The organism is Pseudomonas sp. SWRI179, from assembly GCF_014268705.1.
GTDB classification, from domain to species: domain Bacteria; phylum Pseudomonadota; class Gammaproteobacteria; order Pseudomonadales; family Pseudomonadaceae; genus Aquipseudomonas; species Aquipseudomonas zanjanensis.
The window spans coordinates 44442-71068 of the sequence record NZ_JABWRA010000024.1 but is presented as its reverse complement, the minus strand read 5'-3'; the positions used below and the strand labels follow the sequence as shown (position 1 = coordinate 71068).

26 protein-coding genes are annotated in these 26627 nt (G+C 61.9%); 11 read left to right on the top strand and 15 right to left on the bottom strand.

What is annotated here, in order from left to right:
• The first annotated feature begins 308 nt into the window (after nt 1–308).
• Complete coding sequence (locus tag HU767_RS15630) at nt 309–1034, top strand: type II CAAX endopeptidase family protein (RefSeq protein ID WP_346343470.1); 726 nt, start codon at nt 309–311, stop codon at nt 1032–1034.
• A gap of 65 nt (nt 1035–1099) precedes the next feature.
• Nucleotides 1100–1477: a hypothetical protein gene (locus HU767_RS15625; protein ID WP_186729923.1), complete on the top strand. Its 378-nt coding sequence runs from the start codon at nt 1100–1102 to the stop codon at nt 1475–1477.
• A gap of 176 nt (nt 1478–1653) precedes the next feature.
• Here HU767_RS15625 and HU767_RS15620 read toward each other — a convergent pair whose 3' ends face one another.
• From HU767_RS15620 to HU767_RS15605, 4 genes are all read right to left on the bottom strand, one after another.
• Complete coding sequence (locus HU767_RS15620; protein ID WP_186729922.1) at nt 1654–2349, bottom strand: tRNA (adenine(22)-N(1))-methyltransferase TrmK; 696 nt, start codon at nt 2347–2349, stop codon at nt 1654–1656.
• 15 nt (nt 2350–2364) lie between these two features.
• Nucleotides 2365–3291, bottom strand: a complete 927-nt coding sequence (locus tag HU767_RS15615) for a Gfo/Idh/MocA family oxidoreductase (protein ID WP_186729921.1) — start codon at nt 3289–3291, stop codon at nt 2365–2367.
• A 119-nt stretch (nt 3292–3410) separates the two neighbouring features.
• Nucleotides 3411–4205, bottom strand: a complete 795-nt coding sequence (locus HU767_RS15610) for a DeoR/GlpR family DNA-binding transcription regulator (RefSeq protein ID WP_186729920.1) — start codon at nt 4203–4205, stop codon at nt 3411–3413.
• A 100-nt stretch (nt 4206–4305) separates the two neighbouring features.
• Complete coding sequence (locus HU767_RS15605) at nt 4306–5313, bottom strand: aldo/keto reductase (protein WP_186729919.1); 1008 nt, start codon at nt 5311–5313, stop codon at nt 4306–4308.
• Between the two features lie 93 nt (nt 5314–5406).
• On the opposite strand from HU767_RS15605, the gene HU767_RS15600 reads away from it, so the two are divergent.
• Entirely contained in the window at nt 5407–6309 is a 903-nt protein-coding gene (locus HU767_RS15600) for a LysR family transcriptional regulator (RefSeq protein WP_186729918.1), read from the top strand.
• 106 nt (nt 6310–6415) lie between these two features.
• Here the strand turns inward: HU767_RS15600 and HU767_RS15595 are convergent, their stop codons facing one another.
• Nucleotides 6416–6757, bottom strand: coding sequence for a hypothetical protein (locus tag HU767_RS15595; RefSeq protein ID WP_024617582.1), 342 nt, complete (start codon nt 6755–6757; stop codon nt 6416–6418).
• A gap of 152 nt (nt 6758–6909) precedes the next feature.
• On the opposite strand from HU767_RS15595, the gene HU767_RS15590 reads away from it, so the two are divergent.
• Nucleotides 6910–7146 carry a hypothetical protein gene (locus HU767_RS15590; protein WP_186705909.1) on the top strand — a complete coding sequence of 79 codons (237 nt, stop codon included), beginning with the start codon at nt 6910–6912 and terminating at the stop codon, nt 7144–7146.
• 43 nt (nt 7147–7189) lie between these two features.
• Here the strand turns inward: HU767_RS15590 and HU767_RS15585 are convergent, their stop codons facing one another.
• Nucleotides 7190–8125 (bottom strand): hypothetical protein, encoded by a 936-nt coding sequence (locus HU767_RS15585; RefSeq protein ID WP_186729917.1) that lies wholly within the window; start codon nt 8123–8125, stop codon nt 7190–7192.
• 112 nt (nt 8126–8237) lie between these two features.
• Here HU767_RS15585 and HU767_RS15580 point away from each other — a divergent pair, with 112 nt between their 5' ends.
• Nucleotides 8238–8723: a thiol-disulfide oxidoreductase DCC family protein gene (locus HU767_RS15580; RefSeq protein ID WP_186729916.1), complete on the top strand. Its 486-nt coding sequence runs from the start codon at nt 8238–8240 to the stop codon at nt 8721–8723.
• Here the strand turns inward: HU767_RS15580 and HU767_RS15575 are convergent.
• From HU767_RS15575 to HU767_RS15565, 3 genes are all read right to left on the bottom strand, one after another.
• Complete coding sequence (locus HU767_RS15575) at nt 8720–9214, bottom strand: DUF2269 domain-containing protein (RefSeq protein WP_186729915.1); 495 nt, start codon at nt 9212–9214, stop codon at nt 8720–8722. The genes HU767_RS15580 and HU767_RS15575 overlap by 4 nt on opposite strands.
• Nucleotides 9215–9217: 3 nt before the next feature.
• On the bottom strand, nt 9218–10345 hold the full coding sequence (locus HU767_RS15570) for a saccharopine dehydrogenase NADP-binding domain-containing protein (protein ID WP_186729929.1): 1128 nt from the start codon (nt 10343–10345) through the stop codon (nt 9218–9220).
• 441 nt (nt 10346–10786) lie between these two features.
• A complete protein-coding gene (locus HU767_RS15565) occupies nt 10787–11974 on the bottom strand; it encodes a XylR family transcriptional regulator (RefSeq protein ID WP_186705906.1) in 1188 nt (395 codons plus the stop codon).
• Between the two features lie 155 nt (nt 11975–12129).
• Between HU767_RS15565 and xylA the strand changes: the two genes are divergently transcribed.
• The 4 genes from xylA (at nt 12130) to HU767_RS15545 (ending at nt 17481) form a co-directional block, all read left to right on the top strand.
• Entirely contained in the window at nt 12130–13446 is a 1317-nt protein-coding gene (gene xylA, locus HU767_RS15560; RefSeq protein WP_186729914.1) for a xylose isomerase, read from the top strand.
• A gap of 145 nt (nt 13447–13591) precedes the next feature.
• Nucleotides 13592–14593: a D-xylose ABC transporter substrate-binding protein gene (xylF, locus tag HU767_RS15555; protein ID WP_186729913.1), complete on the top strand. Its 1002-nt coding sequence runs from the start codon at nt 13592–13594 to the stop codon at nt 14591–14593.
• 194 nt (nt 14594–14787) lie between these two features.
• Nucleotides 14788–16344 (top strand): D-xylose ABC transporter ATP-binding protein, encoded by a 1557-nt coding sequence (xylG, locus tag HU767_RS15550; RefSeq protein WP_186729912.1) that lies wholly within the window; start codon nt 14788–14790, stop codon nt 16342–16344.
• Nucleotides 16345–17481, top strand: a complete 1137-nt coding sequence (locus HU767_RS15545) for a sugar ABC transporter permease (RefSeq protein WP_186705902.1) — start codon at nt 16345–16347, stop codon at nt 17479–17481.
• Between the two features lie 9 nt (nt 17482–17490).
• Here the strand turns inward: HU767_RS15545 and HU767_RS15540 are convergent, their stop codons facing one another.
• Nucleotides 17491–18099, bottom strand: coding sequence for a LysE family translocator (locus HU767_RS15540; protein ID WP_186729911.1), 609 nt, complete (start codon nt 18097–18099; stop codon nt 17491–17493).
• A gap of 106 nt (nt 18100–18205) precedes the next feature.
• Between HU767_RS15540 and gcvA the strand changes: the two genes are divergently transcribed.
• Nucleotides 18206–19111, top strand: a complete 906-nt coding sequence (gcvA, locus tag HU767_RS15535) for a transcriptional regulator GcvA (RefSeq protein WP_186729910.1) — start codon at nt 18206–18208, stop codon at nt 19109–19111.
• 615 nt (nt 19112–19726) lie between these two features.
• Nucleotides 19727–20005 carry a fructose-bisphosphate aldolase gene (locus HU767_RS15530; RefSeq protein ID WP_186729909.1) on the top strand — a complete coding sequence of 93 codons (279 nt, stop codon included), beginning with the start codon at nt 19727–19729 and terminating at the stop codon, nt 20003–20005.
• Nucleotides 20006–20276: 271 nt separating this feature from the next.
• Here the strand turns inward: HU767_RS15530 and uxuA are convergent, their stop codons facing one another.
• From uxuA to manD, 5 genes are all read right to left on the bottom strand, one after another.
• Nucleotides 20277–21464 carry a mannonate dehydratase gene (uxuA, locus tag HU767_RS15525; RefSeq protein ID WP_186729908.1) on the bottom strand — a complete coding sequence of 396 codons (1188 nt, stop codon included), beginning with the start codon at nt 21462–21464 and terminating at the stop codon, nt 20277–20279.
• 16 nt (nt 21465–21480) lie between these two features.
• Nucleotides 21481–22938 (bottom strand): mannitol dehydrogenase family protein, encoded by a 1458-nt coding sequence (locus HU767_RS15520; RefSeq protein ID WP_186729907.1) that lies wholly within the window; start codon nt 22936–22938, stop codon nt 21481–21483.
• 17 nt (nt 22939–22955) lie between these two features.
• Nucleotides 22956–24248 (bottom strand): MFS transporter, encoded by a 1293-nt coding sequence (locus HU767_RS15515; RefSeq protein WP_186705896.1) that lies wholly within the window; start codon nt 24246–24248, stop codon nt 22956–22958.
• Nucleotides 24249–24326: 78 nt separating this feature from the next.
• Nucleotides 24327–25358, bottom strand: a complete 1032-nt coding sequence (locus tag HU767_RS15510; RefSeq protein WP_186705895.1) for a Zn-dependent oxidoreductase — start codon at nt 25356–25358, stop codon at nt 24327–24329.
• A gap of 56 nt (nt 25359–25414) precedes the next feature.
• A complete protein-coding gene (gene manD, locus HU767_RS15505; protein WP_186631641.1) occupies nt 25415–26626 on the bottom strand; it encodes a D-mannonate dehydratase ManD in 1212 nt (403 codons plus the stop codon).
• Between the last annotated feature and the right edge of the window lies 1 nt (nt 26627).

The following is a 26627-nucleotide window of genomic DNA, read 5'->3' as shown; positions in this document are numbered from 1 at the left end:
TGAGTTTTGTGTCTGCTGAAGATCCAGTGTGGGAGCGGGCTTGCTCGCGAAGGCGGTGTGTCAGTTTGCGGTGAGGTTGGATGTGCTGGCCTCTTCGCGAGCAAGCTCGCTCCCACAGGGGGGCCAGGTGCACACGGATTTTGTGTCTGCTGAAGATCCAGTGTGGGAGCGAGCCTGCTCGCGATGGCGGTGGTTCAGGTGTATCCACCAGGTCCAATTGCCGACTTTTTCACAAAGCCAATAGGAACCCATCCCAGACGATCAAAACACTGGCATCATGCCTTTTTCCTTGCACTCATGGAGTGACTGTGACGAATCTAAGTGCCACCCCTGAGTTTGCACCCGCCTCCACTCTATCGCCTTACCGCTTCTTTCCCCGGCTCGGGATGTTTGTGCTGGCCACCGTGGTCGTCTTCCTGGCGGCGATGCCCGAGGTCCTTTTCGTCCCCGCAGACATGCAGGCCTATCTGACGTTCACGACCACCTCCGGTATCACCGCGCTCCTTCTCTTCGCCCTTTTCGCCTTGCAATATCGCGCCGATTTACGTTCACAGTGGCGAGGTCGCTCCATCCGCAAACCCCTGCAATGGGGAGCGATGGGCACCATCGGGGCCTACCTGCTTTTCGGGGTCGCCGTCCTCGTACTCGGGTTGCCGCGTGAAGTGTTCATGGCCGAGCTTCTGGACGGGCTCAACAATTGGCAGGCCACGATCAAGATCGCCTCCCTGATCGTGCTGCCGCCCATCGCCGAAGAATTATTCTTCCGCCACTACATGCTCCGGCTGTTTCCCTACGAGAACAGCCGTGCCTGGACATGGATCGCGATCATCGTGACGTCGGCCATCTTCGCCGGCATGCACATCCAATACGGAAACTGGCTGACGGTCGTGCTGATCTTCGCCTGTGGCGGCGTATTCGCCGTCGCCAGAGTGGCCAGCGGTGGCCTGCTGGTGCCGGTGCTCCTGCATTCGCTGGCCGAGATTGTCGCACTGACCACGGACAAGTCTTTCTCGTTGATGGGGCTTTACGGTTGAGTCAGGCGAAGGCGCCATGCCGCGCTATGATTTTGCGAACACCAGCATTTCAAACAAGGGCAACGATGAACACTCACGCATCATGCCTCGGACTGCTTGCCTTGACGCTTCCCTTGCTGTGCGAGCCCGTCCAGGCCTCGACATGGCAGATCTGTGAGATGGAGCTGCGTGTCGTAGAGGTGCTGAAACGACCCTATCCGCAGCTTCAGGCGCAGGTGGTGAAAGTCAAGCCGAAATCCGCCTCGGTGGAATGCCCGCAGCCAGGCTCGTTGCTCACCTTCACCCCGGAAACCCCGGACTATCAAGCCACGCTCCCCCGCCGGCAATGGCCCGGGAAAGGGCAGTCGGTACGGGTGGACTACCGTTACCTGGATGGCGTCTGTAAAGGCGACGGTAATTCGTACGCGTGTCGTATCAAGCACTACCCGGTGGTGGGTCGATAAGCGGGCGGCCGGACCGGGGCGTTGCTCATTTTGGTGAAATGACTGATGGCCTCATCGCGAGCAGGCTCGCTCCCACAGGGAAGTGTGGATGGTCACTGCATCCCGAGTCACCACAAAACCCCTTGTGGGAGCGAGCCTGCTCGCGATGACGTCGGCACATCCAACCTCAATGCCACTCAAGCCAGCAGCGCGCTGATCCAGCGGACCTGCCGGGCTATCTCTTGCAGCTTCTCCTCGGGCACGGCTTGCCGCGCCTTGGCCAAGCTGATGAGGGTCTTCTGCTTCTGGCGCAACAGGCGCTGCCACTTGGCCAGGAAGACCGGGGTTCGGGCTTGCAACTGCAGCGGGCCGAAATACAGTTCCTCGGCGGTGTACGCCACCGGCCCGGCGCGCTCGGCCACGATGATCTCGTAGTAGAAGCGGTTTTCCCGCAGCAATTCCTCGCAGAGGATGCGGTAGCCGTTTTCCATCAGCCATTGGCGCAGCGGTTGTTCGCCGCCGTTGGGTTGCAGGATCAGGCGCTCCCGACCGCTCAACCGCGCTTTGCCACTGTCCAGGATGTCGCGGATCGTCTCGCCCCCCATGCCGCAGAGGCTGATCGCCGTGATTCCGTCCTCCGGCTCGATTGCCGCCAGGCCGTTGGCCAGGCGCACGCTGATCCGCTGCTCCAGGTCATTTTCGACCACGGTGCGTTCGGCGGCGCGCAATGGCGTCAATGCCACCTCACCGGCCACCGCCGTCGCGATGACGCCACGGCGCAGCAAGGCCACCGGCAGGTAAGCGTGATCCGAGCCGATATCGGCCAGGTGCGCGCCCGCCGGCATGTGCGCCGCCACGCGCTCCAGGCGCATGGACAATGTGTGTTCGTTCAACTGCAATTCCCTGGGTTAATCGTAGAACGGCTCGACCGCCGCCCGACTGCCGACAAAGAAGCTGTCGGCGACCAAGCGCAGTGGCTGCAGGTCCATGTCGCTGGTTTTGTCGTTGATCAGTTGTTGAAAATGCCGGTACGCCGCCGCGTACTCGCCCTCCTCGGATACCGCCTGGCGCACGCCGTCGATGCTCAACAACGCACCGCCGTTGTCCAGGCGCAACACGCCTTCGGCGCAGCGAATCTCGATGCTCCAGAGCTCGTCATGACCATGGTCGAAGTCGAACTCCGCACGGATATCGAGGTGACGCGCGTCGGCCATCTTGATGCTGGCGGCAATCGGCGACTGGCAGTTGTCCGGCACGCGCAACTCGGCCGATTCCACGAACAACGGCAGTGCCAGCAGATGGGTGGCGATCGACAAGGCATTGATGCCCGGATCGAACACGCCCAGGCCACCGGGTTGCCAGATCCACGCCTGGCCCGGGTGCCACTTGCGCACGTCTTCCTTCCAATCGATCTGCACGCTCTGCAAGGTGCGGCTGGCCAGCCAGTCACGGGCGGCTTCGATGCCCGGGGCGTAACGGGAATGCCAGGCGAACAGGCCGCTGACGCCTTGCTCGCGAACCTGCTCCACCAAGGCCATGGCTTCACCCAACGTGGCGCACGGCGGCTTTTCCACCAGGACGTGTTTACCGGCCGCCAGCGCCTGTTGCACCAGGGCGAATCGACCTTGCGGCGGCGTGCAGAACGCAATCGCATCGACCTGCGGACCGTTTTCCAGCAGCTCGCCCAGGGAGCGGAAGTTCTCCACCCCGGCGCAAGGCTGTCCTTGCGTGGCGACCGCCACCAGTTGGAACGCGGGGTTGGCGTGGATGGCTGGAACGTGTTGATCCTGGGCAATCTTGCCGTAGCCCACCAGGCCGAGACGAATCGGTTGCATCGATGACTCCTAATTTTTTTGTACTTGTGATCGGCCAGCAAACTAGACGCAAATCGCCTGGCGGACAATGGGGGTCGTGCAGTATCTATTCGATTGCCCCGCCCAGTTGGGCAAATACTTCAGGCCCGTCGCTGTCCACCGTCCGCCGTCACGACGTTGGTCACTCGGCCGAAGAAGGGTTCGAGTCGCTCACGCGGCGCGTCGTGTTCCACCACCAGGGCGGCGACTTCTTCGCAGGCGGCCACCTGGTAGTGGGCAACGCTGGACAGCTTTTCATTGGTCACCGCCGCGATCACCTGCCCACTGGCCGCGACCACCGCGCGCTTGAACTCCGCGTCATCCAGGCCGAACGCCGTAACGCCATTGTCAGGATCGATGGCGCAGGCGCCGAGGAAACACAGGTCAAAACTGAACTGGCGCAATTGCTGGACAGCCGTCAACCCGATCACACCACCGGCGACTGGGTTCAAGCGGCCGCCCAGCAGGATGACTTCGGCCCGGGGCAGTTTCATCAACTGGACCGCAATCAACGGCGAGTTGGTGGTGAGGGTCAATGGCAGGTGCGGATCGATGGCGCAGGCAATCGCCAGGTTGGTCGACCCGGCGTCGATGAACACGTGCTGGCCCGCGCGCAACAGTGCAGCGGCGGCTTGGCCGAGGCTGCCCTTGCGCGCCGGGTCTTTGCGCACGCGCGCCTCCATCGACCCTTCGGCCGCGGGCACGAGGATCGCGCCACCATAAACGCGCTTGCACACCCCCGCCGCTGCCAACGCGCCCAGGTCACGCCGGATCGAGTGCTCGGAGACCTTGAATTCGCTGGCCAAGTCAGCCGCGATCACCCGGCCATACCGGGCGAGACGTTGGCTGATCAATTGCTGGCGTTCACCGGGGAACGCTTCGTGAGGAGTAGTCATGACATTACAACCTGCGTAAACGAGCACTAATGATCACAAACGAGCAAATAGTGCCGGTTATGCAACGAAGCGTCAAACCCGAGCGCTCACGCGGTAAACGTCAAGCGCCCCCAGGGACATTGGTGCCCATGCCCAATGGCAGGAAAGGTTGGATCTCGTCGATTTCCTCGGCGCTGAGGCGCAGCTGTGAACCGGCAATCAACCCATCGACCTGGGCGGGACGACGGGCACCGACGATGGCGCCGGTCACCACCGGTTTGCGCAGCACCCAGGCGATGGCGACTGCCGCCGCACTCACCCCGTGCCGCTCGCCGATACCGGCCAAGACCTCCACCAGCGCCAGGTTCGCGCTCAAGCGAGGCTCCTGGAAGTCCGCGCTTCGCGCCTTGCGCCAATCGTCGTCGGGCAATTGGGCGATGCGTTCGCGGGTCATGCTGCCGGAAAGCAGTCCCGATTGAAGGGTGGAATAGGCCAGGACCCCCATTCCCGCCTGCTCGCAAAATGGCAGGACGTCGTCCTCGATGTCTCGCATCAAGGCCGAATACGGCGGCTGGAGTGAGACGATCTCGGTCACCGCCTGGGCCCGCTTGAGTTGCGCAACATCGAAATTGGAGACGCCGATCGCGCGAATCTTTCCCTGTTCGCGGGCAGTGGCCAAGGCCGAAAGTGCCTCCTCGATCCCTTCACTGCTGCCGTCGGCAGGAAAGGCCGGCCAGTGGATCTGATAAAGGTCAATGGTTTCGACTTGCAGTCGACGCAAGCTTGCCTCGACCTCGGCGAGCAATGACTGAGGCTTCAGCGAGTGTGAGATCAACTGGCTGACCGGGTCCCACACCAGGCTGCCCTTGGTGAACACCAACGGACGCCGCGAAGCCGGTACCCGACGCAACAACTGCCCGACCAATTGCTCGGCATGGCCCAAGCCATAAACCGCCGCCGTGTCGATCCAGTTCACCCCACGCTCGACGGCATATTCAAGGGCGCCAAGGCTGTCCTCGTCATCCTGCGCGCCCCAACTGTATGCCCAGCCGGTGCCGGCGATGGCCCAGGTTCCCAGGCCAATGGGCGAAATCAGGAAATCCGATGATCCAAGACGATTCTTTTGCATAGTGCGTTCTCCACAGATGATGTGGGCCAGTATCCGCGAGGGATCTCATGACGATAAGATGGGTAATCGTATTTGAACTACTGAACGGTATTCATGAGTCAGCACCCCGATCTGTCCGAACTGGATGCCTTCGCCGCCGTCGCTCGCCATTGCAGCTTTCGCAAGGCCGCCGACGAGCGTGGCGTTTCGGCCTCTGCATTGAGTCACGCGATGCGTGCATTGGAAGCACGCCTGGGTGTCAGGCTGCTCAACCGCACCACGCGCAGCGTGACCCCGACCGAGGCCGGCCATCAGCTGTTGGTAACGCTGGCCCCTACCCTGCAGCAGGTTGCCGATGCCTTGGCGCAGTTGACCTCGCTGCAGGACGTGCCCGCCGGCAAGCTTCGCCTCAACGTAGCGCGTCCGGCGGCGCGTGCGGTCTTTGCCAAGGTGCTCGGGCCATTCGTGGCCCGGTACCCGCGCATTCAACTGGACCTGGTCACCGATGATGGCCTGACCGATATCGTCAGCGGCGGGTTTGACGCTGGTGTGCGCTTTGGCGAAAGCCTGGCCGGCGACATGATCGCCGTCCCTGTCGGGACCCCTCAATCGTTCGTGACTGTGGCGGCGCCAACCTATCTGGCCGCGAAGGGGATCGTCCAGGCGCCACGGGACTTGCTCGACCATGCCTGCATCGCCCGGCGTTTTCCCAGCGGCAAGCTCTACGCCTGGGAGTATCAGGCCGAGGGGCAACCGATCCGGTTGTCCGTCACCGGCCCACTCATCCTTGAAGACGATGCGCTGATGATCCAGGCGGCAAAAGATGGCGCAGGCATTGCCTACGTGTACGAGGAGCTGGCGCGCGATGACCTGCGCAACGGGCATCTCACGGAACTGCTTGCGCAATGGAAAGCGCCGCCAAGCCGGTTTTTTCTCTACTACCCCAGCCGACGCCATGTGCCGCCGGCCCTGAAAGCGCTCATCGAATTCATCCGGGCGCAAGATTGGCTAACCTGAAACCGCCAGGCAAAAAAAAGCCCCGCGACCGAAGACGGTGCGGGGCAAGGGAATTGGTTGGTTGCGGCCAACCAAAGGAGCACGGTGAAAAACGTTTACGGGCCGGTCAGATGCATTCCTGTGCGGCGCGTTCAAAACTCGAAGGCAGAAGGTTGGAAGCCAGCAGGTGGCGCTCGTAGATGAACACCTTGCCGCCGCTGCCGGCCTTGTAGGCTTCCAGCACGTTGTCCGCCGACACTTTGCTCGGCACCACGATGCGGTAGCTGCGCTGGGTCTGCGAGACCAACGGGTTCAAGGCATTGCCCTGCAATTTGGGTACGACGCACTCGGCGTATTGGGCCGGCGTCTTGCTGGTCTGCAAGGTCAGCGTCGGGTCATTCGGTGCCGAGGCACAACCGGCGAGCAACAGCGGGGAAAACGCCAGTGGAAGCAAAAATAAACGGCGCATGGGTCGGGGTCCTGAAAACAAAAATACGGGGCTGCGTGTTCGATGGCGCTGATTTTCCAATGATTGCCGGCAAAGCAGAACTTGCATTTGGTAATGGTCACTATTACTCCTAGCAATAGTTGCAAGCCGAGAAAGATTGATGAGGTCTATCCATGAGAACGTTTGATCTGATCCGCGATGCGGTATTGCCCGACTTTCGTGAGCGGGTGGCGGACTATCTGGTCCAGTACGAAAGCGTGCTGTTGAGCAATACAGAAGCCGACCCGGAGCTCAAGCAGGCCACGGCCCATCAACTGCGCGGCTATCTGCGCGGGTTGAACACGACGCGAGTATTGGGCATGGCGGATTGGGAGGAACTGGATCGGCGGGTGGTGGATACGTGGCTTTAGCGCCCGGCCAATGACAGGCTGGCCTTCGTGGAATGTGCTCGATTCATTGTGGCGAGGGAGCTTGCTCCCGCTGGGCTGCGCAGCAGCCCTCTTGCCGCCTCGGCCCGACACTGGCTTGCGCCCTGTCCACCAGCCGTTGCACCCAGGCGGCATCCTGGTCATTGACCACCCCATAGCGGTTCGGCGGTAAGAAATTCCAGTGATGGGCGGCCTCGTCCAGGCGCTTGAGTTCATCGGCAGACAGCCAGTACGGCATATCCATCAATGGCATCAACGCACCGCCGAAACGCCGGCCCAGCGGCAGGTTCGTACCGGGGGCGAAAGCGATCGCCAGTTCCTGACGGGGTTGCAGCAGCTTGTCCGGCGCCGGCATTTGCCCTACCCGTCCGTAACTGAAGTCGCCCGAAAACTGCTCCTTGAGCACCAGCCAATGCCCCGCCGCGGTCCGGGCCAGGATCCATTGCGACACACCGCTGTCCTGCACGTACTTCACTTTGCCGTCGGACCATTGCATGAGGGTGTTGCAATCCGGGTCATAGTCGTTGGACCACAGGCAGATGCCGGAAACCAGGGTATGGTGTTCGAGCTCGACCAGCCCTTGATCGGGCATCGACGCCCAATAACGCTTGGTCGGGTCGCGCGTATCACGCCAGACGTTGTGCACGATCCACGCCGCCATGAACAGCAAGGTGGCGAGCACAAGCCAGCCAAAGGAGGCCCCGATGATCCGGTCAAGGTCAACGCCTGGAGCGGATAACCCCTGATAGGCCAGCAGCCCCAGCAGAAACACGATACCCGGCAACACCGGGCCCAGGCTCAACGGCGGCACCAGCACCACGACCCAGCTGAAGCGATGCATCGTCGCACGCTCGCGCGCCCAAGCCAGTTCCTGAGCCAGCATCGGCGCCCGCTCCCGTGGGCCGATACCAGGATCGGGGGTCTGGAAGCGGGTGAACAGGTTGTAGATGTCATCGCTCATGGATCGGATCATGCCCTTGAAATCATCATGGTCGAGCGCCCCTTCGGGACGCCCTTTGACGCTGGAACAGGCGTATTATCCGGGTAACCAAGCGCCGTGTAGCCCCCCAATCATGCCCATCTCCCAGACCCGCCCTTCACCCGCGCCCTTGCTCAAGCCAGGCGAGACAGTGGTCCTGTTCGACGGTGTTTGTAAACTGTGCAATGGCTGGGCGAAGTTCCTGATCCGCCATGATCACGCCCGACGCGTACGGTTGGCCTCCGTCCAGTCGCCCGAAGGACAAGCCTTACTGGCCTGGGCGGGCTTGCCCTTGCAGCAGTTCGACACCATGGCCGTGGTTCGCGACCAACATTACTGGGTGCGCTCGGAGGCGATTCTTGAAGTGGTTGCCCTACTGCCCTGGGTTTGGCGTCCGGTGCAACTGCTGCGTTACGTCCCCCGCGTGTTTCGGGATTGGGCCTACGATCGCATTGCCCTGAATCGATACCGGCTGTTTGGCAGGTACGACGTGTGCCTTTTGCCGGATCCGGATCATGAGCGACGTTTCTTGAAGGCGCCCGCGCCTGAGAGCAATCCGGTGGAACGGATCGGTACTTAGCCCGTCAATAGCTCGATCCACTGACGTGGCGCCATCTTCGTCACCATGATCAGCACAATGACAAACATTCCCAAAAATCCAAAAACACCCATCCAGAACCACTTTTGATACACGGATGAGTATCGATCATCGAGCGCCCGCCCGTCCCCAACCGCGTTCGAAGCCATCACATGTAGCCGCTTCTGAAGCACCAGTACCGGAAGCCAGAGCGCGCCCACGCAAAAAAAGATGATCAGCGACGTCATGACCCATTCAGTGGTAAGGGGAAGTCCGGCCAGCCTCAGCAGCAGGTAGCCCGTCCCTATCTGAATAAAGCCCGCGGGCGTGGTAATCCAAGTGTCGAACTGAACGACCGTCCTGGCCACGTGGGCAATGACCTGAGGGTTGGCGGTGCGGCTGGCCGCGATCAGGTAGAGATAGGACCCCATGCCGAAGCCGAAGAGAAAAATGGCAGCAATGATGTGGAGGTACTTCAGGCAAAGATAGAGCATCTGTCAGCCCTGCTCGTCAGAGAAGCGTACAGACAGGCTCAAGTTTTCGGGGTCGTTGATGGCGGCCATGTATTCGTCAACACTGATTTCACCCACGCAGGCCCTAGCACCGGGTTCGGGCAGATACCCTTGGGCGACTTTTGCCGCCAACGCAACGGCTGCACAGCTGGGAATCTCCGGGCCCTTGTCGTTCATGGCGGTGAGTTGCACGTTCATCGACAACGGTTCGCCATTGGCCCCCATGCCATGGACGTCGATGTACATTGCGCTTTTGCCATCGCCAAATCGTTCGAACCAGAGCCCCCACCGATGTAGCCTGGCGGCCCAAATAACATGATCACGCACCAGCCCCATCCGCATTGCCTGGGCCAGCAGGTAGTTGGCGATGCCGCCTAGCTTCAGGCCTGCGCCGGCCTTGAAGCTCAGGTTCCGGGCACCATAGCGGCTGGCGAAGATATCCATGTCCGGCACGTCGACATTGGCCAATACCCGGGTCCCCATGTGCCGCAATCTGCGAAGCGTCAGATCCTGCCATCCCAGGACCTCATGCACCCGGCCATTCCTGAGTTGCTTGATCGGCTTGCCCGCATAGGCGAGGACGCCTTCGACGGTGGACAACCCCGGCATCTTGGCCGAAGAGGAAATGCCATGTTCAATGGTGTCGATGCGTTTAAATCGATACCGCTGCTGATCGATAAGGGCGGCCGAGAGCGTCGGCACTGAGCTGCAACCACTGAGGATCGCCACGCCTGCCTGTTTTGCCCTGGCGTCGAGTGCGCCAATGCCGGTGACAAAGGCTCTCGAATCGGACAGGTCACAGTAGTTCACGCCCGCGTCGATGCAGCTCTCGGCGACTGCATAGGATTGCCCTTGAAAGGGGCCGCCGGTATGAATGACCCATTGGATGTTCATCGAGCCAAGGACGGATTTGAAGCCCGGCCCCATGGCGTCGCCGCACCAACTTTCACACACCGAGTTCGATTGAGTGTTCAACTCATCGACTTTGCGCTGCAGTTTTTGGGCATCACGCCCGGAAATAACCAATTGCACGCCTGGCATCACCACCAGATGCCTGGAAACGATACTGCCGAAATTTCCATACCCACCGACCACCATGACCCTGAGCGTCATTCCATCCGTCCCTAAATATTCGATGAGGCAAGCACCTTGCCACAAGAAAGACTCGGTGGTGTACCCCCAGCGGTGGGTCACTGTCCCTTTGTGGCGAGGGAGCTTGCTCCCGCTGGGCTGCGCAGCAGACCCATGTCGTCAACTCAATTAGCCTGACACACCAAGGTGTCAGGGTTCAGGGCCGCTTCGCGCCCCGGCGGGAGCAAGCTCCCTCGCCACAAGAGCGGTTCGGTGGTCGGTCAGTTCATCAGGTGCAGGCTGTTTGGCGAGGGAGCTTGCTCCCGCTGGGCTGCGCAGCAGCCCCATGTCGTCAACTCAATTAGCCTGATCCACCAGGGTGCCTGGTTTCAGGGCCGCTTCGCGCCCCAGCGGGAGCAAGCTCCCTCGCCACAAGAGCGGTTCGGTGGTGGGTCAGTTCATCAAGAGCGGTTCGGCAGAGGGTCAGTGGGTGGTCGCATTTGTCCCCTGCTGATACTCCCGTGGCGTGCAGCCGAATTCGCGGCGAAACACGGTGTGCAGGTATTGCGCCGATTTGAAGCCACAGCTCTGGGCGATGTCGGCAATCGGCGCGTCGGTGTTTTCCAGTCCGTTGGCGGCGGCGGCGAGTTTGAAGCGCAGGATTTCGTCGTGGACGCTGCAGGCCCGTTCCTTGCGAAAATGCGCTTCCAGCGATGAGCGCGATATCCCGACATAAGCCGCCACTTGGGCGGTCTTGATGCCCTGGCAGGCGTATTGGCGGATGAAGAGCAGGGCCTGCATGACATAAGGATTGCCCAACGGTTGATGCAGGCTCGATACCTGTACGTTGATCGCATCAGGCGGGACCAGGATTTGCGTGCCCGTGGACGGCATGCCGTGCAGCATCTGGTGGAGCAGGCGCGCGGCGGTGCGGCCCATGGTTTCGGTGCCCTGGATCACCGAACTCAGCGGCACCCGTGTCAGGCTGCGGGTGAGCGGGTCGTTGTCGATGCCGATCAACGCCACTTGCTCCGGCACGGCAATGCCGGCGGTCAGGCAGGCTTGCAGCAGTTGCCGGGCGCGGGCGTCGCTGACGGCGATGATACCGATGGGTTTGGGCAGGCTTTGCAGCCAGGCGATCTGCTGTTCGACGGCGCTGTCCCAGAGCGGTGCGCTGGTGCCCATGCCGCGATAGACCTCGGCGTGCAGGCCATCGCGCTGCAGCAGCCGGCGGAAGGCCTTCTCCCGCTCCTGGGCCCAGCGATTGGCTTGTGCCTCGGGCAGGCTGAAACAGGCGAAGCGGGTCAGCCCGGCTTCGATCAGGTGCTCGTAGGCCAACCTCATCAACGCATCATTGTCAGTGGCGACGTAGGGAATGCCCTTCGGGTAGGCGCGCTCATCCTGATAGGAACCGCCCACCGCCACCACCGGCAGCTTGATCCCGGCCAGCGCCTCGCCGATCAGCGGGTCGTCGAAGTCGGCAATGATGCCGTCGCCCTGCCAGCGCTCGATGCCTTTCAAGCGGCAGAGAAAATCCTCCTCGAGAAACAAGTCCCAGGACGCGCGCGTGCTGCTCAGGTAGTTGCCGATGCCGCTGATGATGCCGCGGTCGTAGATCTTGCTGCCATTGAACAGCAACGCAATGCGGTGAACGGGCGGAACGGTTTTCATTGGTTTAACCCTGTGCCGATCGACACAGACTAGGCGCGCATACGGCGAATCTCAATACTCAAAATCGAACTGCCCGTTGGTGATTTTCATAATCAGCAGCCACGGGGCCGGCGTTAGTATCGGGACACCGCCAAGAATAAAAAGGAAACCTGCACATGCCCTACTTCCCCGGTGTCGACACGATTCGCTACGAGGGCCCCGCCAGCGATTCGCCGCTGGCCTTCCGTCACTACGACGCCAACAAACTGGTGCTCGGCAAACCCATGCGCGAGCACCTGCGCATGGCGGTCTGCTACTGGCACACCTTCGTCTGGCCCGGGTCGGATGTGTTTGGTGCCGGCACGTTCAAGCGTCCGTGGCAGCACGCTGGGGATCCCATGGAAGTGGCCATCGGCAAAGCCGAAGCGGCTTTCGAGTTCTTCTCCAAGCTGGGCATCGACTACTACTGCTTCCACGACACCGATGTCGCCCCCGAAGGCAATTCGCTCAAGGAGTACCGCAACCACTTAGCCCAGATGATCGACCACCTGGAACGCCATCAGGAACAAACCGGGATCAAGCTGCTATGGGGCACCGCCAACTGCTTTAGTAACCCGCGTTTTGCCGCCGGCGCCGCCAGCAACCCGGACCCGCAAGTGTTCGCCTGCGCCGCCGCCCAAGTGTTCAGCGCCATGAACGCCACCCAGCGCCTCAAAGGCTCCAACTACGTGCTATGGGGCGGTCGTGAAGGCTACGAAACACTGCTCAATACCGACTTGAAACGCGAGCGCGAACAGTTGGGCCGCTTCATGCGCATGGTGGTCGAGCACAAGCACAAGATCGGCTTCAAGGGCGACCTGCTGATCGAACCCAAGCCCCAGGAGCCGACCAAGCACCAGTACGATTACGACAGCGCCACGGTGTTCGGCTTCCTGCAGCAGTTTGGCCTGGAAAACGAGATCAAGGTCAACATCGAAGCCAACCACGCCACCCTGGCCGGTCACAGTTTCCACCACGAGATCGCCACGGCCGTCTCCCTGGGGATTTTCGGCAGCATCGACGCCAACCGCGGCGATCCGCAAAACGGCTGGGACACCGACCAGTTCCCCAACAGCGTCGAGGAAATGACCCTGGCCACCTATGAAATCCTCAAGGCCGGTGGCTTCGGCAATGGCGGGTTCAATTTCGATTCCAAGGTCCGGCGCCAGAGCCTGGACGAAATCGATCTGTTCCACGGCCACGTCGGCGCCATGGACGTGCTCGCCCTCGCCCTGGAACGCGCGGCGGCCATGGTGCAGGACGATCAGTTGCAGGCATTCAAGGACCAGCGCTACGCCGGCTGGCAACAACCCTTCGGCCAAGCGGTCCTGGCCGGCGACTTCAGCCTGGAATCGCTGGCCGAGCACGCCTTTACCAACGACCTGAATCCCCAGGCCGTCAGCGGTCGCCAGGAGATGCTCGAAAACGTGGTCAATCGGTTTATCTACTCCTGACAACGGGCAAAAGTCGGGCACAGCGGCTGTTACATTCTCGCGACAAATCTGTGCCCACGGCGCCCTGCAACGCTCTACAGTTCTACCCGGTATCACGCTCATCGTCAGGCAGTGTCTTTCAAACAACAATAAAAGGACGCACCACATGAAAAGATTCAAACGTACCCTGCTCGCCGGCGCCCTCGCCCTGCTCTCGCTTCCGGTCATGGCCGATGCGACCCATCCGAAAATCGGTTTCTCCATCGATGACCTGCGCCTGGAACGCTGGTCGCGGGATCGCGACTACTTCGTCGCGGCGGCGGAAAAACTCGACGCCAAGGTCTTCGTCCAGTCCGCCGATGCCAACGAGCAGAAGCAGATCTCGCAGATTGAAAACCTGATCTCCCGTGGCGTCGATGTGATCGTCATCGTGCCGTTCAACGCCACTGTGCTGACCAACGCCGTCGCCGAAGCCAAGAAGGCCGGGATCAAGGTCGTCTCCTACGACCGACTGATCCTCAACGCCGATATCGACGCCTACATTTCCTTCGATAACGAAAAGGTCGGCGAGATGCAGGCCAGCGGCGTGCTGAAAGCCGCGCCCAAGGGCAACTACTTCCTGCTCGGTGGCGCGCCCACGGACAACAACGCCAAGGTCCTGCGCGAGGGCCAGATGAAAGTGCTGCAACCGGCCATCGACAAGGGTGACATCAAGATTGTCGGCCAGCAGTGGGTGAAGGAATGGAACCCCACCGAAGCCTTGAGCATCGTGGAAAACGCCCTGACCCGGAACAACAACAAGATCGATGGCATCGTTGCTTCCAACGACGCCACCGCCGGCGGCGCCATCCAGGCCCTGGCCGCACAGAAAATGGCCGGCAAGGTGCCGATCTCGGGCCAGGACGCCGACCTCGCGGCGGTCAAGCGCGTGATCGACGGCACCCAGACCATGACCGTCTACAAGCCGCTGAAGCTGATCGCCTCCGAAGCCGCCAAGCTCTCGGTACAACTGGCCCGCAACGAGAAACCGGCCTTCAGCTCGCAGTACGACAATGGCAGCAAGAAAGTCGACACCATCCTGCTCACCCCGACGTCGTTGACCAAGGACAACATCGACCTGCTGGAAAAGGACGGGTTCTACACCAAGGCGCAGATCGCCGGGCAGTGATCTGAGTGCAACCCTGGGAGACCTGTGGGAGCGGGCTTGCTCGCGAAAGCGGTGCACCAGTCAACATTGATGGTGCCTGACATGCCGCCTTCGCGAGCAAGCCCGCTCCCACAGGGACTTAGCCTGACCTTGGCATTAGGGTGAGGCTGTTTCCTCCCCGCCGATGTGTAAGCCCTTTTTCATGAGCCCTTGCCATGTCCGACTACCTGCTGCAAATGAACGGCATCGTCAAAACCTTTGGCGGTGTCAAAGCCCTGAACGGCATCGACATCAAGGTCCGGTCCGGGGAATGCGTTGGCCTGTGCGGTGAAAACGGCGCGGGCAAATCCACCCTGATGAAAGTGCTGTCGGCGGTCTATCCCTACGGCACTTGGGAAGGCGAGATCATTTGGGACGGCCAGCCGCTCAAGGCGCAGTCTATCAGCGAGACCGAAGCCGCAGGGATCGTCATCATTCATCAGGAACTGACCCTGGTCCCCGACCTGTCGGTGGCCGAAAACATCTTCATGGGCCACGAGCTGACGCTGCCCGGCGGGCGCATGAACTACCCGGCGATGATCCACCGCGCCGAGGCCCTGATGGGCGAACTCAAGGTGCCGGACATGAACGTCTCGCTGCCGGTTTCCCAGTACGGCGGTGGCTACCAGCAGTTGGTGGAAATCGCCAAGGCGCTGAACAAGCAGGCGCGACTGCTGATCCTCGACGAGCCCTCTTCAGCCCTGACTCGCTCGGAAATCGAGGTGCTGCTGGACATCATCCGCGACCTCAAGGCCAAGGGCGTGGCCTGCGTGTACATCTCCCACAAGCTCGATGAAGTGGCCGCCGTGTGCGACACCATCTCGGTGATACGCGACGGCAAACACATCGCCACCACCGCCATGGCGGACATGGACATTCCCAAGATCATCACCCAGATGGTCGGACGGGAAATGAGCAACCTCTACCCCACCGAACCCCATGACATCGGCGAGGTGATTTTCGAGGCGCGCCACGTCACCTGCTACGACGTCGATAACCCCAAGCGCAAGCGGGTCGACGACATTTCATTCGTTCTCAAACGCGGGGAGATTCTCGGCATCGCCGGGCTGGTCGGCGCCGGTCGCACGGAACTGGTTTCCGCGCTGTTCGGCGCCTACCCCGGTCGCTACGAAGGCGAAGTCTGGCTGGGCGGCCAACCCATCGATACGCGCACGCCGCTCAAGTCGATCCGCGCCGGCCTGTGCATGGTCCCTGAAGACCGCAAGCGCCAAGGCATCATTCCTGACCTGGGGGTGGGCCAGAACATCACCCTGGCGGTGCTGGACAACTACGCAAAACTGACCCGCATCGACGCCGAAGCCGAACTGGGCAGCATCGACAAGGAAATCGCGCGCATGCACCTCAAGACCGCGAGCCCGTTCCTGCCGATCACCAGCCTCTCCGGCGGTAACCAGCAAAAAGCCGTGCTGGCCAAGATGCTCCTGACCAAACCCCGGGTGCTGATTCTCGATGAGCCCACCCGCGGCGTAGACGTTGGCGCCAAATACGAGATCTACAAATTGATGGGCGCGCTGGCAGCCGAAGGCGTGTCGATCATCATGGTGTCCTCGGAGCTCGCCGAAGTCCTGGGGGTTTCCGACCGCGTCCTGGTGATCGGCGAAGGCCAGTTGCGCGGCGACTTCATCAACCACGAACTCACCCAGGAACAGGTGCTCGCTGCCGCGCTCAGCCACCCCGATGGCCATAACAATAATGATCGGAAGTCCGCGTAGATGAATCAGGTCAAACAGCTGTTTTCCCGCTACAAAATGCTCGCGCTGGTGATCGCCGTGGCGCTGATCTGGCTGTTCTTCAGCTGGCAGACCGACGGTGGGTTCCTGACCCCGCGCAACCTGTCCAACCTGCTGCGGCAGATGTCCATCACCGGGATCCTGGCCTGCGGCATGGTGCTGGTGATCATCAGCGGCGAGATCGACTTGTCGGTGGGCTCGTTGCTTGGGCTATTGGGTGGGCTGGCGGCGATCCTCGATGTGGTCTATCACATCCCGCTGCTGGCGAACCTGAGCCTGGTGGCTCTGTGCGGCTTGGTGATCGGCTTGGGCAACGGCTACATGACCGCCTACCTGCGCATCCCGTCGTTCATTGTCGGGCTGGGTGGCATGCTCGCGTTTCGCGGCATCCTGCTGGGCGTGACGGGCGGCACCACCATTGCCCCGGTGTCACCGGAGCTGGTCTATGTCGGCCAGGGGTATTTGCCGCACACGGTCGGGACCGGGTTGGGCATCCTGCTGTTCGCCCTAACCCTGTTCCTCACCTGGAAACAGCGGCGCAACCGCGCCCTCCATGGCCTGGCAGCCCACTCCCTGGTGCGTGATGGGTTGCGCGTGGCATTGATCGGCGCGGTGCTGGCCGGCTTCGTCTACACCCTCAACAGTTACGACGGCATTCCGGTGCCGGTGCTGCTCCTGCTGATCCTGCTGGGGGTGTTCAGCTACGTCACCAGCCAGACCGTGTTCGGCCGCCGCGTCTACTCGGTGGGCAGCAACATGGAAGCCACGCGCCTGTCCGGCATCAACGTGCAAGCGGTGAAGCTGTGGATCTTCGGCATCATGGGCGTGATGTGCGCCCTCGCCGGCGTGGTCAACACCGCCCGCCTGGCCGCCGGTTCACCCTCGGCCGGCAACATGGGCGAACTCGACGCCATCGCTGCGTGTTTCATCGGCGGCACCTCCATGCGCGGCGGTTCCGGCACGGTCTACGGCGCTCTTCTCGGTGCGCTGGTGATCACCAGCCTGGACAATGGCATGTCCATGCTCGACGTCGACAGTTATTGGCAGATGATCGTCAAAGGCAGCATTCTGGTGCTGGCGGTGTGGGTGGATGTGAGTACGCGCACTGGGCGGCGGTGATAGGCTCCGTCATTTGCTGGCGGAGGCCATCAACACACCAAAGCCCACGAAGGTGATGCCCGACAGTTTGCCGACAACCCTGGCGCCCTGGCTCGACGAGAGCCAGCCCCTGGCGCCATTGGCCATCAGCGCATAGCTGGAATGCACCAGAACTACAAGCACGCTATAGGACGACACCAACAAGAAAAACTGGCGATAGTAATCGCCCTCCGGCTTGATGAACTGAGGGAACACGGCCAGGAAGAAGAACCCGGCCTTGGGGTTGAGCAACTGGATCGACAGTGCCTCGACGAATCGCCGCCATGGACGCGGCGACGTGGCTTTGAGTTCGGGAATAAAGCGCTGTGTACGCCACATCTTGATGCCCAGGAACAGCAAGTACGCCGCCCCGATGTATTTGAGCAGCGTGAAAGCCGTCGCGGAGGCCGCCAGGATCAACCCCAAGCTGCTGGCGCAAATAGCAGCCACGATAAACGCGCCCGTCGCGATCCCGAAGATACCCGGCAGCGCGCCGCGCCAGCCATGGCGTAGAGCATTGGATAGCGTCAGCACCACGCCTGGGCCCGGGCTGAGCACCGTCAGGGTCGCCAGGATCAGAAAAAGTCCGTAACCGGCCATGCATCACTCCACATTGAAGGCAAATTGCTGCGGCCTTCAGGGTGGCGTGGCGCGTGGGGACTGACAAACGCTTTAATTGCGCCGCATATGTGACTAAATTAGACACATGATCGCCAACCTCCCCCCGTTGAACGCCGTCCGCGCCTTCGCCGCTGCCGCTCGCCACCAGAGCTTCAGTCGCGCCGCCGAAGAGCTGCACGTCAGCCACAGCGCCGTCAGCCGTCACGTCAAGTTGCTCGAAGAGCGCCTGGGCGTACTGCTGTTCGAACGTCGAACCCGGCAATCCTTGCTCACCCCGGCGGGTCGAATTTTCTACGAGCAAGTCAGCGAGGCCCTGACGCAAATCGCCAACGCCGCCACCGCACTGACGCGCAATGCGGCCCAACGCAAAGTGACCATCAACGTACGCCCTTCCTTTGCGGTGCGCTGGCTCATCCCTCGACTGCCGGACTTCATGGCGCGCCATCCGGACATCAAGCCCGAGGTCGTCACCAGCACCCGGTCTCCAGATCCCTCAAGGGAATCGTTCGACGTGGTCATTCGGCGTGGAGATGCTGGCTGGTCGGCCGAGGTGCAGCCCACCCTGTTACTGGAAGACGACCTGCTGCTGGTCGCCGCCCCGTCGTTGCTGCAAAACGTACCGTTGGAAAGCCTCCAGGACCTGGCCAGGCACACCTTGTTATCGGGCAGGACACGCAGCAACGATTGGCAGGATTGGGTGGAGCACGCCGGGATCGATCCATTGAACAACCCGCCGACCCTGCAATTCGATCACATGCACCTGGTGCTGCAGGCGGCCGTCGATGGCCTGGGCGTGGCGTTGTGTCCGGCTTCGCTGTTGGGTCGGGATTTGTCCAATGGGCGCCTGGCCTGCCCACTGCCGGGGTTGCGCATGCCGCTGGCTCGTTATTACTACGGCGTTTCCGGGAGTGCGGTGGCTGAGATGCAGGTTTTTGTTGATTGGTTGTTGAATCAGGTCCATCAGCCCATCACTTGCCCGCCCGATCATTGACTGAGCGAGCCCTATGACCGCTTTGAGCTGTGGGAGCAAGGCTTGCCCGCGATAAAGATAACGCGGTCTTCCGGGAAACGAGGCGCCTGCATCGCGAGCAAGCTTTGCTCCCACAGAAATTCGCGCACTTCAGGGGTAGCGGCAAGAGGCGGTCCGAAAATCTCGTAGGAAACTACTTCCCGTGGCGAGGGAGCTTGCTCCCGCTGGGGCGCGAAGCGGCCCCGAACCAGGTGCCTCTTTTCACCAGGTACACCGCAGGCACCGGTTTTGCGACTGCTGCGCAGTCGAGCGGGAGCAAGCTCCCTCGCCACAGGGGGAGCGTGCGTCCTACAGGTCGGTTGTGGGTGCCGGGATCGGCTTCTATAGTTGGGGCGTCGCTGGCTTTTGTCAGTGGCTGTGGGTTTCGCAGCCCTCGATGAAAAAGATCTAATACCGTCAAATGAAATTCAGGCAAACTTGCCCGCGTTCGTTTTATGGCGGTTGTGCGCGGGAGACTTTCGGGTCTGCCGAGTTTTTGGATTCTTTTCCTCGGTCTGCGAACCCTCGCGCAACTGCCACCCATTCGATTCGCAGCGAAAAGGTGGCATTTCTTTTTTCTTAAAGGAATTCAACCTCATGACAACTCACTCATCCAACCGCTTCACCCCTCTCACCCAAACCGCCACCACCCACCCCGTGCTGCTGATCGACACCCAAGCCCCTCTCCCCGAACTCCATGCCTGTGCCAGCGAGCGCCTGCACGCCACGCTCGATTACCTGACCTTGGTGGCCTGCAGCAGCCTGCGTGATTCAGCGGCCAGCGACCTCAACACCCTCACCAATGTCGCGCGGATCCTGGTGCAGGATGTCGCGGATGTGTTCGGCGTGATCGAGCGGCGCGGGCTCGAAGGCTGAGCCATTGTGGGAGCGGGCTTGCTCGCGATGGCGGTGGCACAGGCAACATCTTTGTTGGCTGAACCACCGCTTCGCGAGCAGGCTCGCTCCCACAGGGTATTGCGGTAGCCCGAGCATTTCTCAGGAGTTTACCTCCCGTGGCGAGGGAGCTTGCTCCCGCTGGGTTGCGTAGCGACCCCAAACCGCCTGAATGCGATCGGCCTGATGCACCGAGGCGCCGGGTTTTAGGGCTGCTGCGCAGCCCAGCGGGAGCAAGCTCCCTCGCCACAGGTTAGTGTGCTACTCGGTCCAGTTGTCGGCGAACGGCCAGTTCTACTCCGCGGATTTCCGCCAGGCCCTTGAGGCGGCCGATCAGTGAGTAGCCGGGGTTGCTTTTGCGGTGCTGGTCGTCGAGCAGTTGATGCCCATGGTCCGGGCGCAACGGCAAGCGCGGGCCGCCTTCGCGTTCGCGCCGGCGCTCTTCGGCCACCAAGGCGCTGATGACCCCGACCATGTCGACGTCGCCGTCCAGGTGATGAGCTTCATGGAAGCTGCGCGGGTCGCTTTCCCGGCGGGTCGAGCGCAGGTGGGTGAAGTAAATGCGCGGCGCAAAGTGCTTGGCCATCGCCACCAGGTCGTTGTCTTCACGCACGCCATAGGAGCCGGTGCAGAACGTCAGGCCGTTGGCCGGGCTGGGCGCGGCGTCCAGCAGCCATTGGGCGTCTTCGGCGGTGGAGAGGATGCGCGGCAAGCCGAGCAATGCCCGGGGCGGGTCGTCCGGGTGGATCGCCATGCGCACGCCCACCTCCTCGGCAACCGGGATCACCGCGCGCAGGAAATACCCCAGGTGTTCGCGCAACGTGGCCTCGTCGATGTCGGCGTAGGTGCGCAGCAAGTCCCGGAAGTTGTCCAGGCTGTAGTGTTCCTCGGCGCCGGGCAAGCCCGCGATCAGGGTGTTGACCAGGGCTTCGCGCCGGGCTGGCGTCAGTTGTTCGAAATAGTCCTGGGCCTGCTGGATGTCCTCGGCGCTGTATTCGGCCTGCGCCCCCGGGCGTTGGAGGATGAACAGGTCGAAGGCGGCAAACGCGGTTTGATCGAAACGCAAGGCCCAGCCGCCATCCGCCAGCTCAAAGGACAAGTCGGTACGGGTCCAGTCCAGCACCGGCATGAAGTTATAGCAGACGATATCGATGCCGCAGCTCGCCAGGTTGCGCACGCTTTGCTGGTAGTTGGCGATGTATTCGTCGCGCCGTCCGCAGCCGCGCTTGATGTCTTCGTGCACCGGAATGCTTTCCACCACCGACCAGCTCAAGCCGGCCGTTTCGATCATCTGCTTGCGCGCCGCGATGGCGTCCACCGGCCACACTTGGCCATTGGGGATTTCGTGCAGCGCGGTGACGATACCGGTCGCACCGGTCTGGCGAATGTCCGCCAGGGAGATCGGGTCCTTGGGGCCAAACCAACGCCATGTCTGTTCCATGTTTCTCTCCTTTTTATCAGTTGGATGCGGCAAGGGTGTGCAACAGGCTATCCACGCCATCGCGCGTCAAGGCGTCGTAGGCGCGGTGCACGGCGTCGCGAAATGCTGGGCGAGCCGAGAGCGGCGGCGGGAAGACTTCCTGCAGATCGAGGACGGCATTCACCCGCGAGGCGCCCTCGAAGCGTCCCGCAAGGTCGGCAAAGGTCGCGCTCAGCGGGTCGTCGACCACGTGGGCCGGACGACCGGGCAACGGCTGCGTGCAGTAGTGGATCCAGGCCGCGATGCCCAAGGCGGTGCAGTCGATGCCGCGCCCTTGGTCGAGCAACTGCTGTGCGCCGAGTAGCCAGCGTTGCGGCAGTTTCTGCGAGCCGTCCATGGCGATCTGGCGCAAGCGATGTTGCAGGCTGTCGTTGGCAAAGCGCGCCAGAAGGTCGTTGGCATATGCCGAAAGATCGATCCCGGCCGGCATGTCCAGGGTCGGCGTGGCTTCCTCGGCCATGTAGCGCTCGATCAGGCGCGCCAGCCTCCCGTCGTTGACGGCCTCGAAGACCGACTCATGACCGGCCAGCAACCCCACGTAGGCCAGCAACGAATGGCTGCCATTGAGCATGCGCAGCTTCATCGTCTCAAAAGGGCCCACGTCGTCCACCATCTGCACGCCTTCCACTTCCCAGTCCGGGCGGCCGAGGGGAAAGTGGTCCTCGATCACCCACTGGCTGAAGCGCTCGCAAACGACTGCCGCACGGTCGTGACAGTCGAGTTGCTGTTCCAGCCGGCGGAAGGATGCGTCGTCCATGGCCGGCACGATGCGGTCGACCATGCAACTGGGAAAGGCCACTTGTTGCTCGATCCACCGCGCCAGCGCCTCATCCTGCAACGCCGCCAATGCGCTCACCGCCTGGCGGGTGCGCTGGCCGTTGTCGGGCATGTTGTCACAGCACAACACCGTGAAGGCCGGGACGCCTGCGGCGCGACGGCGACGCAGGGCTTCCAGGACAATGCCGGGGGCCGAGCGTGGCGTGTGTGGGTGGGCGATGTCATGGGCAATCGTCGGGTCTTCGCGGCGCAATTGCCCGGATGACGGGCTCAGGCAGTAGCCTTTTTCGGTGACGGTCAGCGTGACAATCCGGGTTTGCGGCGCGGCCATGCGTTGCAGCAACTGCTCCAGTTCCTCGCCGCCCTCGCCCACGAACAAGGCCTGGCGCAACACCCCGATCTCGCGCAGCGTCACCTGCTCGCGGTCGCGGTACTCGGCCACATGATAGCGGCCGTCCTGTGTGCGCAACTGCTCGACCAAACTGCGATTGGAGCGCAGGTTGGCGCTGCACACGCCCCAATCGCTTTCGCCATGGCGATTGAGATGGCGTTGCAGGTAGACCGCCTGGTGCGCGCGGTGAAACGCCCCCAGGCCCAAGTGCACGATACCGATCTGCGTGGCAGTGCCGGTGCTAGGTACACGGTTCACAACAGGCATCGACTCACTCCTTCTGTTCAGGAACGGCCCAAGGCCGAAGCGGGTTGCGGGCTTTGCGCCGCCGCGTGGCCGGTATCCGCCACCGACAGGGGTTTAACGTAGCGCGCCACACACACGGCACCGATCACGGTCAACAGCCCCGCCAGCAGGAAGGCACTGGTGAACGAACCGGTGAACTGCACCAGGAAGCCCGTCAGGGTCGGGCCGACAATGCCGGAGGTGTTCGCCAGGAAGTGCATGAAACCACTGACGCCACCCACTCGCGCAGCGGGGACGGTGTCCTGGATGATCGCCCAGTAGATGGCACCGGTGAGGTACAGGAAGAACACTGCCAAGGCGACCAGAATCACCGCCGGATACAAGGTACTGACCATCCCGGCACAGGCGATGCAAACGGCGCAAGCCAGCAGGCAGGTCACCAGCACCACTTTGCGGGAGAACATCATTTTTCCGGTTTTCTTGAACACGAAGTCGGAGATGAAGCCGCCCAGGGCCAGGCCGAGGAAACCCAGCACCCAGGGAATGACCGTGGCGATGCTCATGTCCTTGACGTTCAGGCCGTGGGCCATGGTCAGGTAGCTGGGGAACCAGGTCAGGAAAAAGAACAAGGTGTAGTTATAGGAAAAGAACGCCAGGGAGGTGAACAGCACCGTGGGCTGCTTGAGGTAGAACCGCAGCGGGAACACCGGTTGTGCCGCCAGCTCGCTTTGGCCCTCGGCCTGGAGAATAGCGTCGGCGCCCTCGCCTTCTGGCCGCTCCTTGACGAACTTGTACCACACGGCCGCCCAGATCAGGCCGACGAGCATGATGATAATGAACGACACCTTCCAGCCGTAGGTGACGGCGATGAAACCCACCACCGGGCCGGAAATCGCGCCACCCAGCGGCGTACCGGACATCGATGCGCCGATGGCTCGCGCCCTGCGCTTGGGGGTGTACCAGTTGTTCACCATCTTGCTGGTGGTGACGCTCAACGGTCCTTCGCCCATGCCGAACAAAATCCGGATAAGCACCAGTGAAGCGAAGCCCACCGTCAGCACGGTGAGACCACTGAACAGCGACCACAAGACCATGGCCAACAGCAACGTGGTCTTGGCGCCGTAACGGTCGGCGGCCCAGCCACCGATGAAGTTGAAGGCGGCATAGCCGACGAAGAAGCTGCTGAAGATCATGCCCATCTCACCCGTGCTCAGACCGTAGTCCTTCTGGATGAAAGGCGCCGCCACAGACAATGCCGACCGGTCGAGGTAATTGATGACCCCGGCCAGGAACAGCATGATGATGATTAAGCTACGTCCTTGACCAAACATGGTGGAACCTCCCGCTTGTTGTGTTTATTCGGTGAGGGTGCCCATGACAGGCACGGTGAAACCGGTGGTAGCGACGGCTCAGTGATGGGCGTTCGTCAGCTCCACCAGCACTTTTCGGGTTTGCTCGGGGTGCTGTTCGATCAGGTCGATGGCGCCGGGCATTTCGTCGAAGGTGACGCGATGGCTGATCAGGTCCTGGACCTGCAACTTGCCACTGGCGATCAGTTCGATCACCCGCGGGAATTTGCGATTGTTGAGCCGTGAGCCCACCAGGGTCAGTTCCTTCTTGATCATTTCCAACTGCACCAGATCACTGGGCGTGGCATTGAAGCCCAGCAATCCGATACGCCCGGCCGGCGAGGCCAGGCGCACCATCTGCGGCATCAGTGCCGGTATGCAGGCGGCATCGACGATCAACGGCACGCCTTCGCCTTGAGTGTGCTCACGCATCAGCGCTTCGACATCGACTTGCTGGCCGTTGAGGGTCCGACTGGCGCCGAGTGCTCGCGCCGTCTCCAGGCGGCTGTCGATGACATCGGTGACGGTGATGTCGGTCAATCCCAACGCCTTGGCCATCTGCACCAGGGTCAGGCCGATTACTCCGGCACCGTAGATCAACACGCTGTCGCCCGGTTGCGGCTGCATGCGATCGAGCACGTTCAAGGCAATGGAATAAGGTTCGACCAAGGCGCCGTGGCTGAGGGACATCGAATCGGGCAGGCGATGGGCGTTCTCGGCTGGTACGCAGACCTGTTCGCTGAAGCCACCGTCGCGGTGCACGCCGATCACTTGCAGCCGCGTGCAGACGTTGGGCCGGCCAATGCGGCAGGGATAACAAGTGCCGCAACTGATCACCGGATCGATGCACACCCGGTCGCCCACCTGCAGGTGTTCGACGCCTTCACCGACTTGCCGGATCACCCCGGAGAACTCATGACCGGTGACCCGGGGGAAACGCACGAATGCGTTCTGCCCATGAATGATGTGCATGTCCGAGCCACAGATGCCGGCATACGCCACATCGACCTGGACCTCGCCTTGGGCGACCTCGGGTCGGTCGACCTGGGCCAGCCCGAACTCGAAGGGTGCTCTTACCTGGAACGCTTTCATCGGGTCACTCCTGGCGGGACGTTTTCGCCCCGTTTCCTCAAAGGGTTGGAACTGCTTTACCAATGCCAGAGCGTGCCGTCTTCGAGACGGTTGACCGGCAGGCTGGCGCGTTTGTAGGGGTATTGGCGGGCAAGGTCTTCATCGATGTCGACGCCATGCCCCGGTGTTTCGCCCGGAGTGAAGTGGCCGTCCTCAAAGCGATAGGCATGGGGGAACACTTCATCGATGCGTTCTTCATGAGGCATGTGTTCCTGGATGCCGAAGTTCGGCACCCAGGTATCGAAATGCAGGGCCGCGCCCATGCACACCGGCGACAGGTCGGTGGCGCCGTGAAAGCCCGTGCGCACCTGGAACAGCGCGGCGAAGTCGGCAATACGCCGCACATGGGTAATGCCGCCGGCATGCACCAGAGTCGTGCGGATGTAGTCGATCAACTGCTCCTGGATCAACTCGCGGCAGTCATGGATGGAATTGAACACCTCGCCCACCGCCAGCGGCGTGGTGGTGTGCTGGCGAATCAGCCGGAAGCTCTGCTGGTTCTCCGCTGGCGTGCAGTCTTCCAGCCAGAACAGGTTGTACGGCTCCACGGCCTTGCCCAGGCGCCCGGCCTCGATAGGCGTCAGGCGATGGTGCACGTCGTGGAGGATATGCAGGTCGTCGCCAAAGCGTTCGCGCACGGCGGCGAACAGCTTGGGCACGTAGTTGAGGTATTTGGCGGTGTCCCACACGTGCTCGGCAGGCAGGTCGCTGTCGGCGGGCTCATAACGCTCGCCGCTGCGCTTGGCGACGCCATAGGTGGTGGCAATGCCGGGCACGCCGCATTGCACACGCACGGCTTTATAGCCCAGCTCGACGTGACGGGCGACTTCGTCCAGGCACCCTTCGATGTCCTTGCCAGTGGCGTGCCCATAGACCATCACCCGCTCGCGACTCTTGCCGCCGAGCAGTTGGTACAAGGGCATATTCGCGGCCTTGGCCTTGATGTCCCACAGCGCCACGTCGACGGCGGCGATAGCGGTCATGGTCACCGGCCCCCGACGCCAGTAAGCGCCGCGATACAGGTACTGCCAGATGTCCTCGATGCGGTGGGCATCGCGGCCGATCAACGCGGGCAGGACGTGCTCTTCCAGGTAAGCGACCACCGCCAGTTCGCGGCCATTCAAGGTGGCATCGCCGATACCGTAAATGCCCTCATCGGTGACGATCTTCAAAGTGACCAGGTTGCGGCCCGGACAGGTGACGATGACGCGCGCTTCAACGATTTTCATA

Bases quoted from the DNA above. Each gene is read 5' to 3' on its own strand.
- HU767_RS15625 (WP_186729923.1), top strand. From the start codon at position 1,100: ATGAACACTCACGCATCATGCCTCGGACTGCTTGCCTTGACGCTTCCC.
- HU767_RS15615 (WP_186729921.1), bottom strand. From the start codon at position 3,291: ATGCAACCGATTCGTCTCGGCCTGGTGGGCTACGGCAAGATTGCCCAG.
- HU767_RS15610 (WP_186729920.1), bottom strand. From the start codon at position 4,205: ATGACTACTCCTCACGAAGCGTTCCCCGGTGAACGCCAGCAATTGATC.
- HU767_RS15605 (WP_186729919.1), bottom strand. From the start codon at position 5,313: ATGCAAAAGAATCGTCTTGGATCATCGGATTTCCTGATTTCGCCCATT.
- HU767_RS15600 (WP_186729918.1), top strand. From the start codon at position 5,407: ATGAGTCAGCACCCCGATCTGTCCGAACTGGATGCCTTCGCCGCCGTC.
- HU767_RS15595 (WP_024617582.1), bottom strand. From the start codon at position 6,757: ATGCGCCGTTTATTTTTGCTTCCACTGGCGTTTTCCCCGCTGTTGCTC.
- HU767_RS15590 (WP_186705909.1), top strand. From the start codon at position 6,910: ATGAGAACGTTTGATCTGATCCGCGATGCGGTATTGCCCGACTTTCGT.
- HU767_RS15585 (WP_186729917.1), bottom strand. From the start codon at position 8,125: ATGAGCGATGACATCTACAACCTGTTCACCCGCTTCCAGACCCCCGAT.
- HU767_RS15580 (WP_186729916.1), top strand. From the start codon at position 8,238: ATGCCCATCTCCCAGACCCGCCCTTCACCCGCGCCCTTGCTCAAGCCA.
- HU767_RS15575 (WP_186729915.1), bottom strand. From the start codon at position 9,214: ATGCTCTATCTTTGCCTGAAGTACCTCCACATCATTGCTGCCATTTTT.
- HU767_RS15570 (WP_186729929.1), bottom strand. From the start codon at position 10,345: ATGACGCTCAGGGTCATGGTGGTCGGTGGGTATGGAAATTTCGGCAGT.
- HU767_RS15565 (WP_186705906.1), bottom strand. From the start codon at position 11,974: ATGAAAACCGTTCCGCCCGTTCACCGCATTGCGTTGCTGTTCAATGGC.
- xylA (WP_186729914.1), top strand. From the start codon at position 12,130: ATGCCCTACTTCCCCGGTGTCGACACGATTCGCTACGAGGGCCCCGCC.
- xylF (WP_186729913.1), top strand. From the start codon at position 13,592: ATGAAAAGATTCAAACGTACCCTGCTCGCCGGCGCCCTCGCCCTGCTC.
- xylG (WP_186729912.1), top strand. From the start codon at position 14,788: ATGTCCGACTACCTGCTGCAAATGAACGGCATCGTCAAAACCTTTGGC.
- HU767_RS15545 (WP_186705902.1), top strand. From the start codon at position 16,345: ATGAATCAGGTCAAACAGCTGTTTTCCCGCTACAAAATGCTCGCGCTG.
- HU767_RS15540 (WP_186729911.1), bottom strand. From the start codon at position 18,099: ATGGCCGGTTACGGACTTTTTCTGATCCTGGCGACCCTGACGGTGCTC.
- gcvA (WP_186729910.1), top strand. From the start codon at position 18,206: ATGATCGCCAACCTCCCCCCGTTGAACGCCGTCCGCGCCTTCGCCGCT.
- HU767_RS15530 (WP_186729909.1), top strand. From the start codon at position 19,727: ATGACAACTCACTCATCCAACCGCTTCACCCCTCTCACCCAAACCGCC.
- uxuA (WP_186729908.1), bottom strand. From the start codon at position 21,464: ATGGAACAGACATGGCGTTGGTTTGGCCCCAAGGACCCGATCTCCCTG.
- HU767_RS15520 (WP_186729907.1), bottom strand. From the start codon at position 22,938: ATGCCTGTTGTGAACCGTGTACCTAGCACCGGCACTGCCACGCAGATC.
- HU767_RS15515 (WP_186705896.1), bottom strand. From the start codon at position 24,248: ATGTTTGGTCAAGGACGTAGCTTAATCATCATCATGCTGTTCCTGGCC.
- HU767_RS15510 (WP_186705895.1), bottom strand. From the start codon at position 25,358: ATGAAAGCGTTCCAGGTAAGAGCACCCTTCGAGTTCGGGCTGGCCCAG.
- manD (WP_186631641.1), bottom strand. From the start codon at position 26,626: ATGAAAATCGTTGAAGCGCGCGTCATCGTCACCTGTCCGGGCCGCAAC.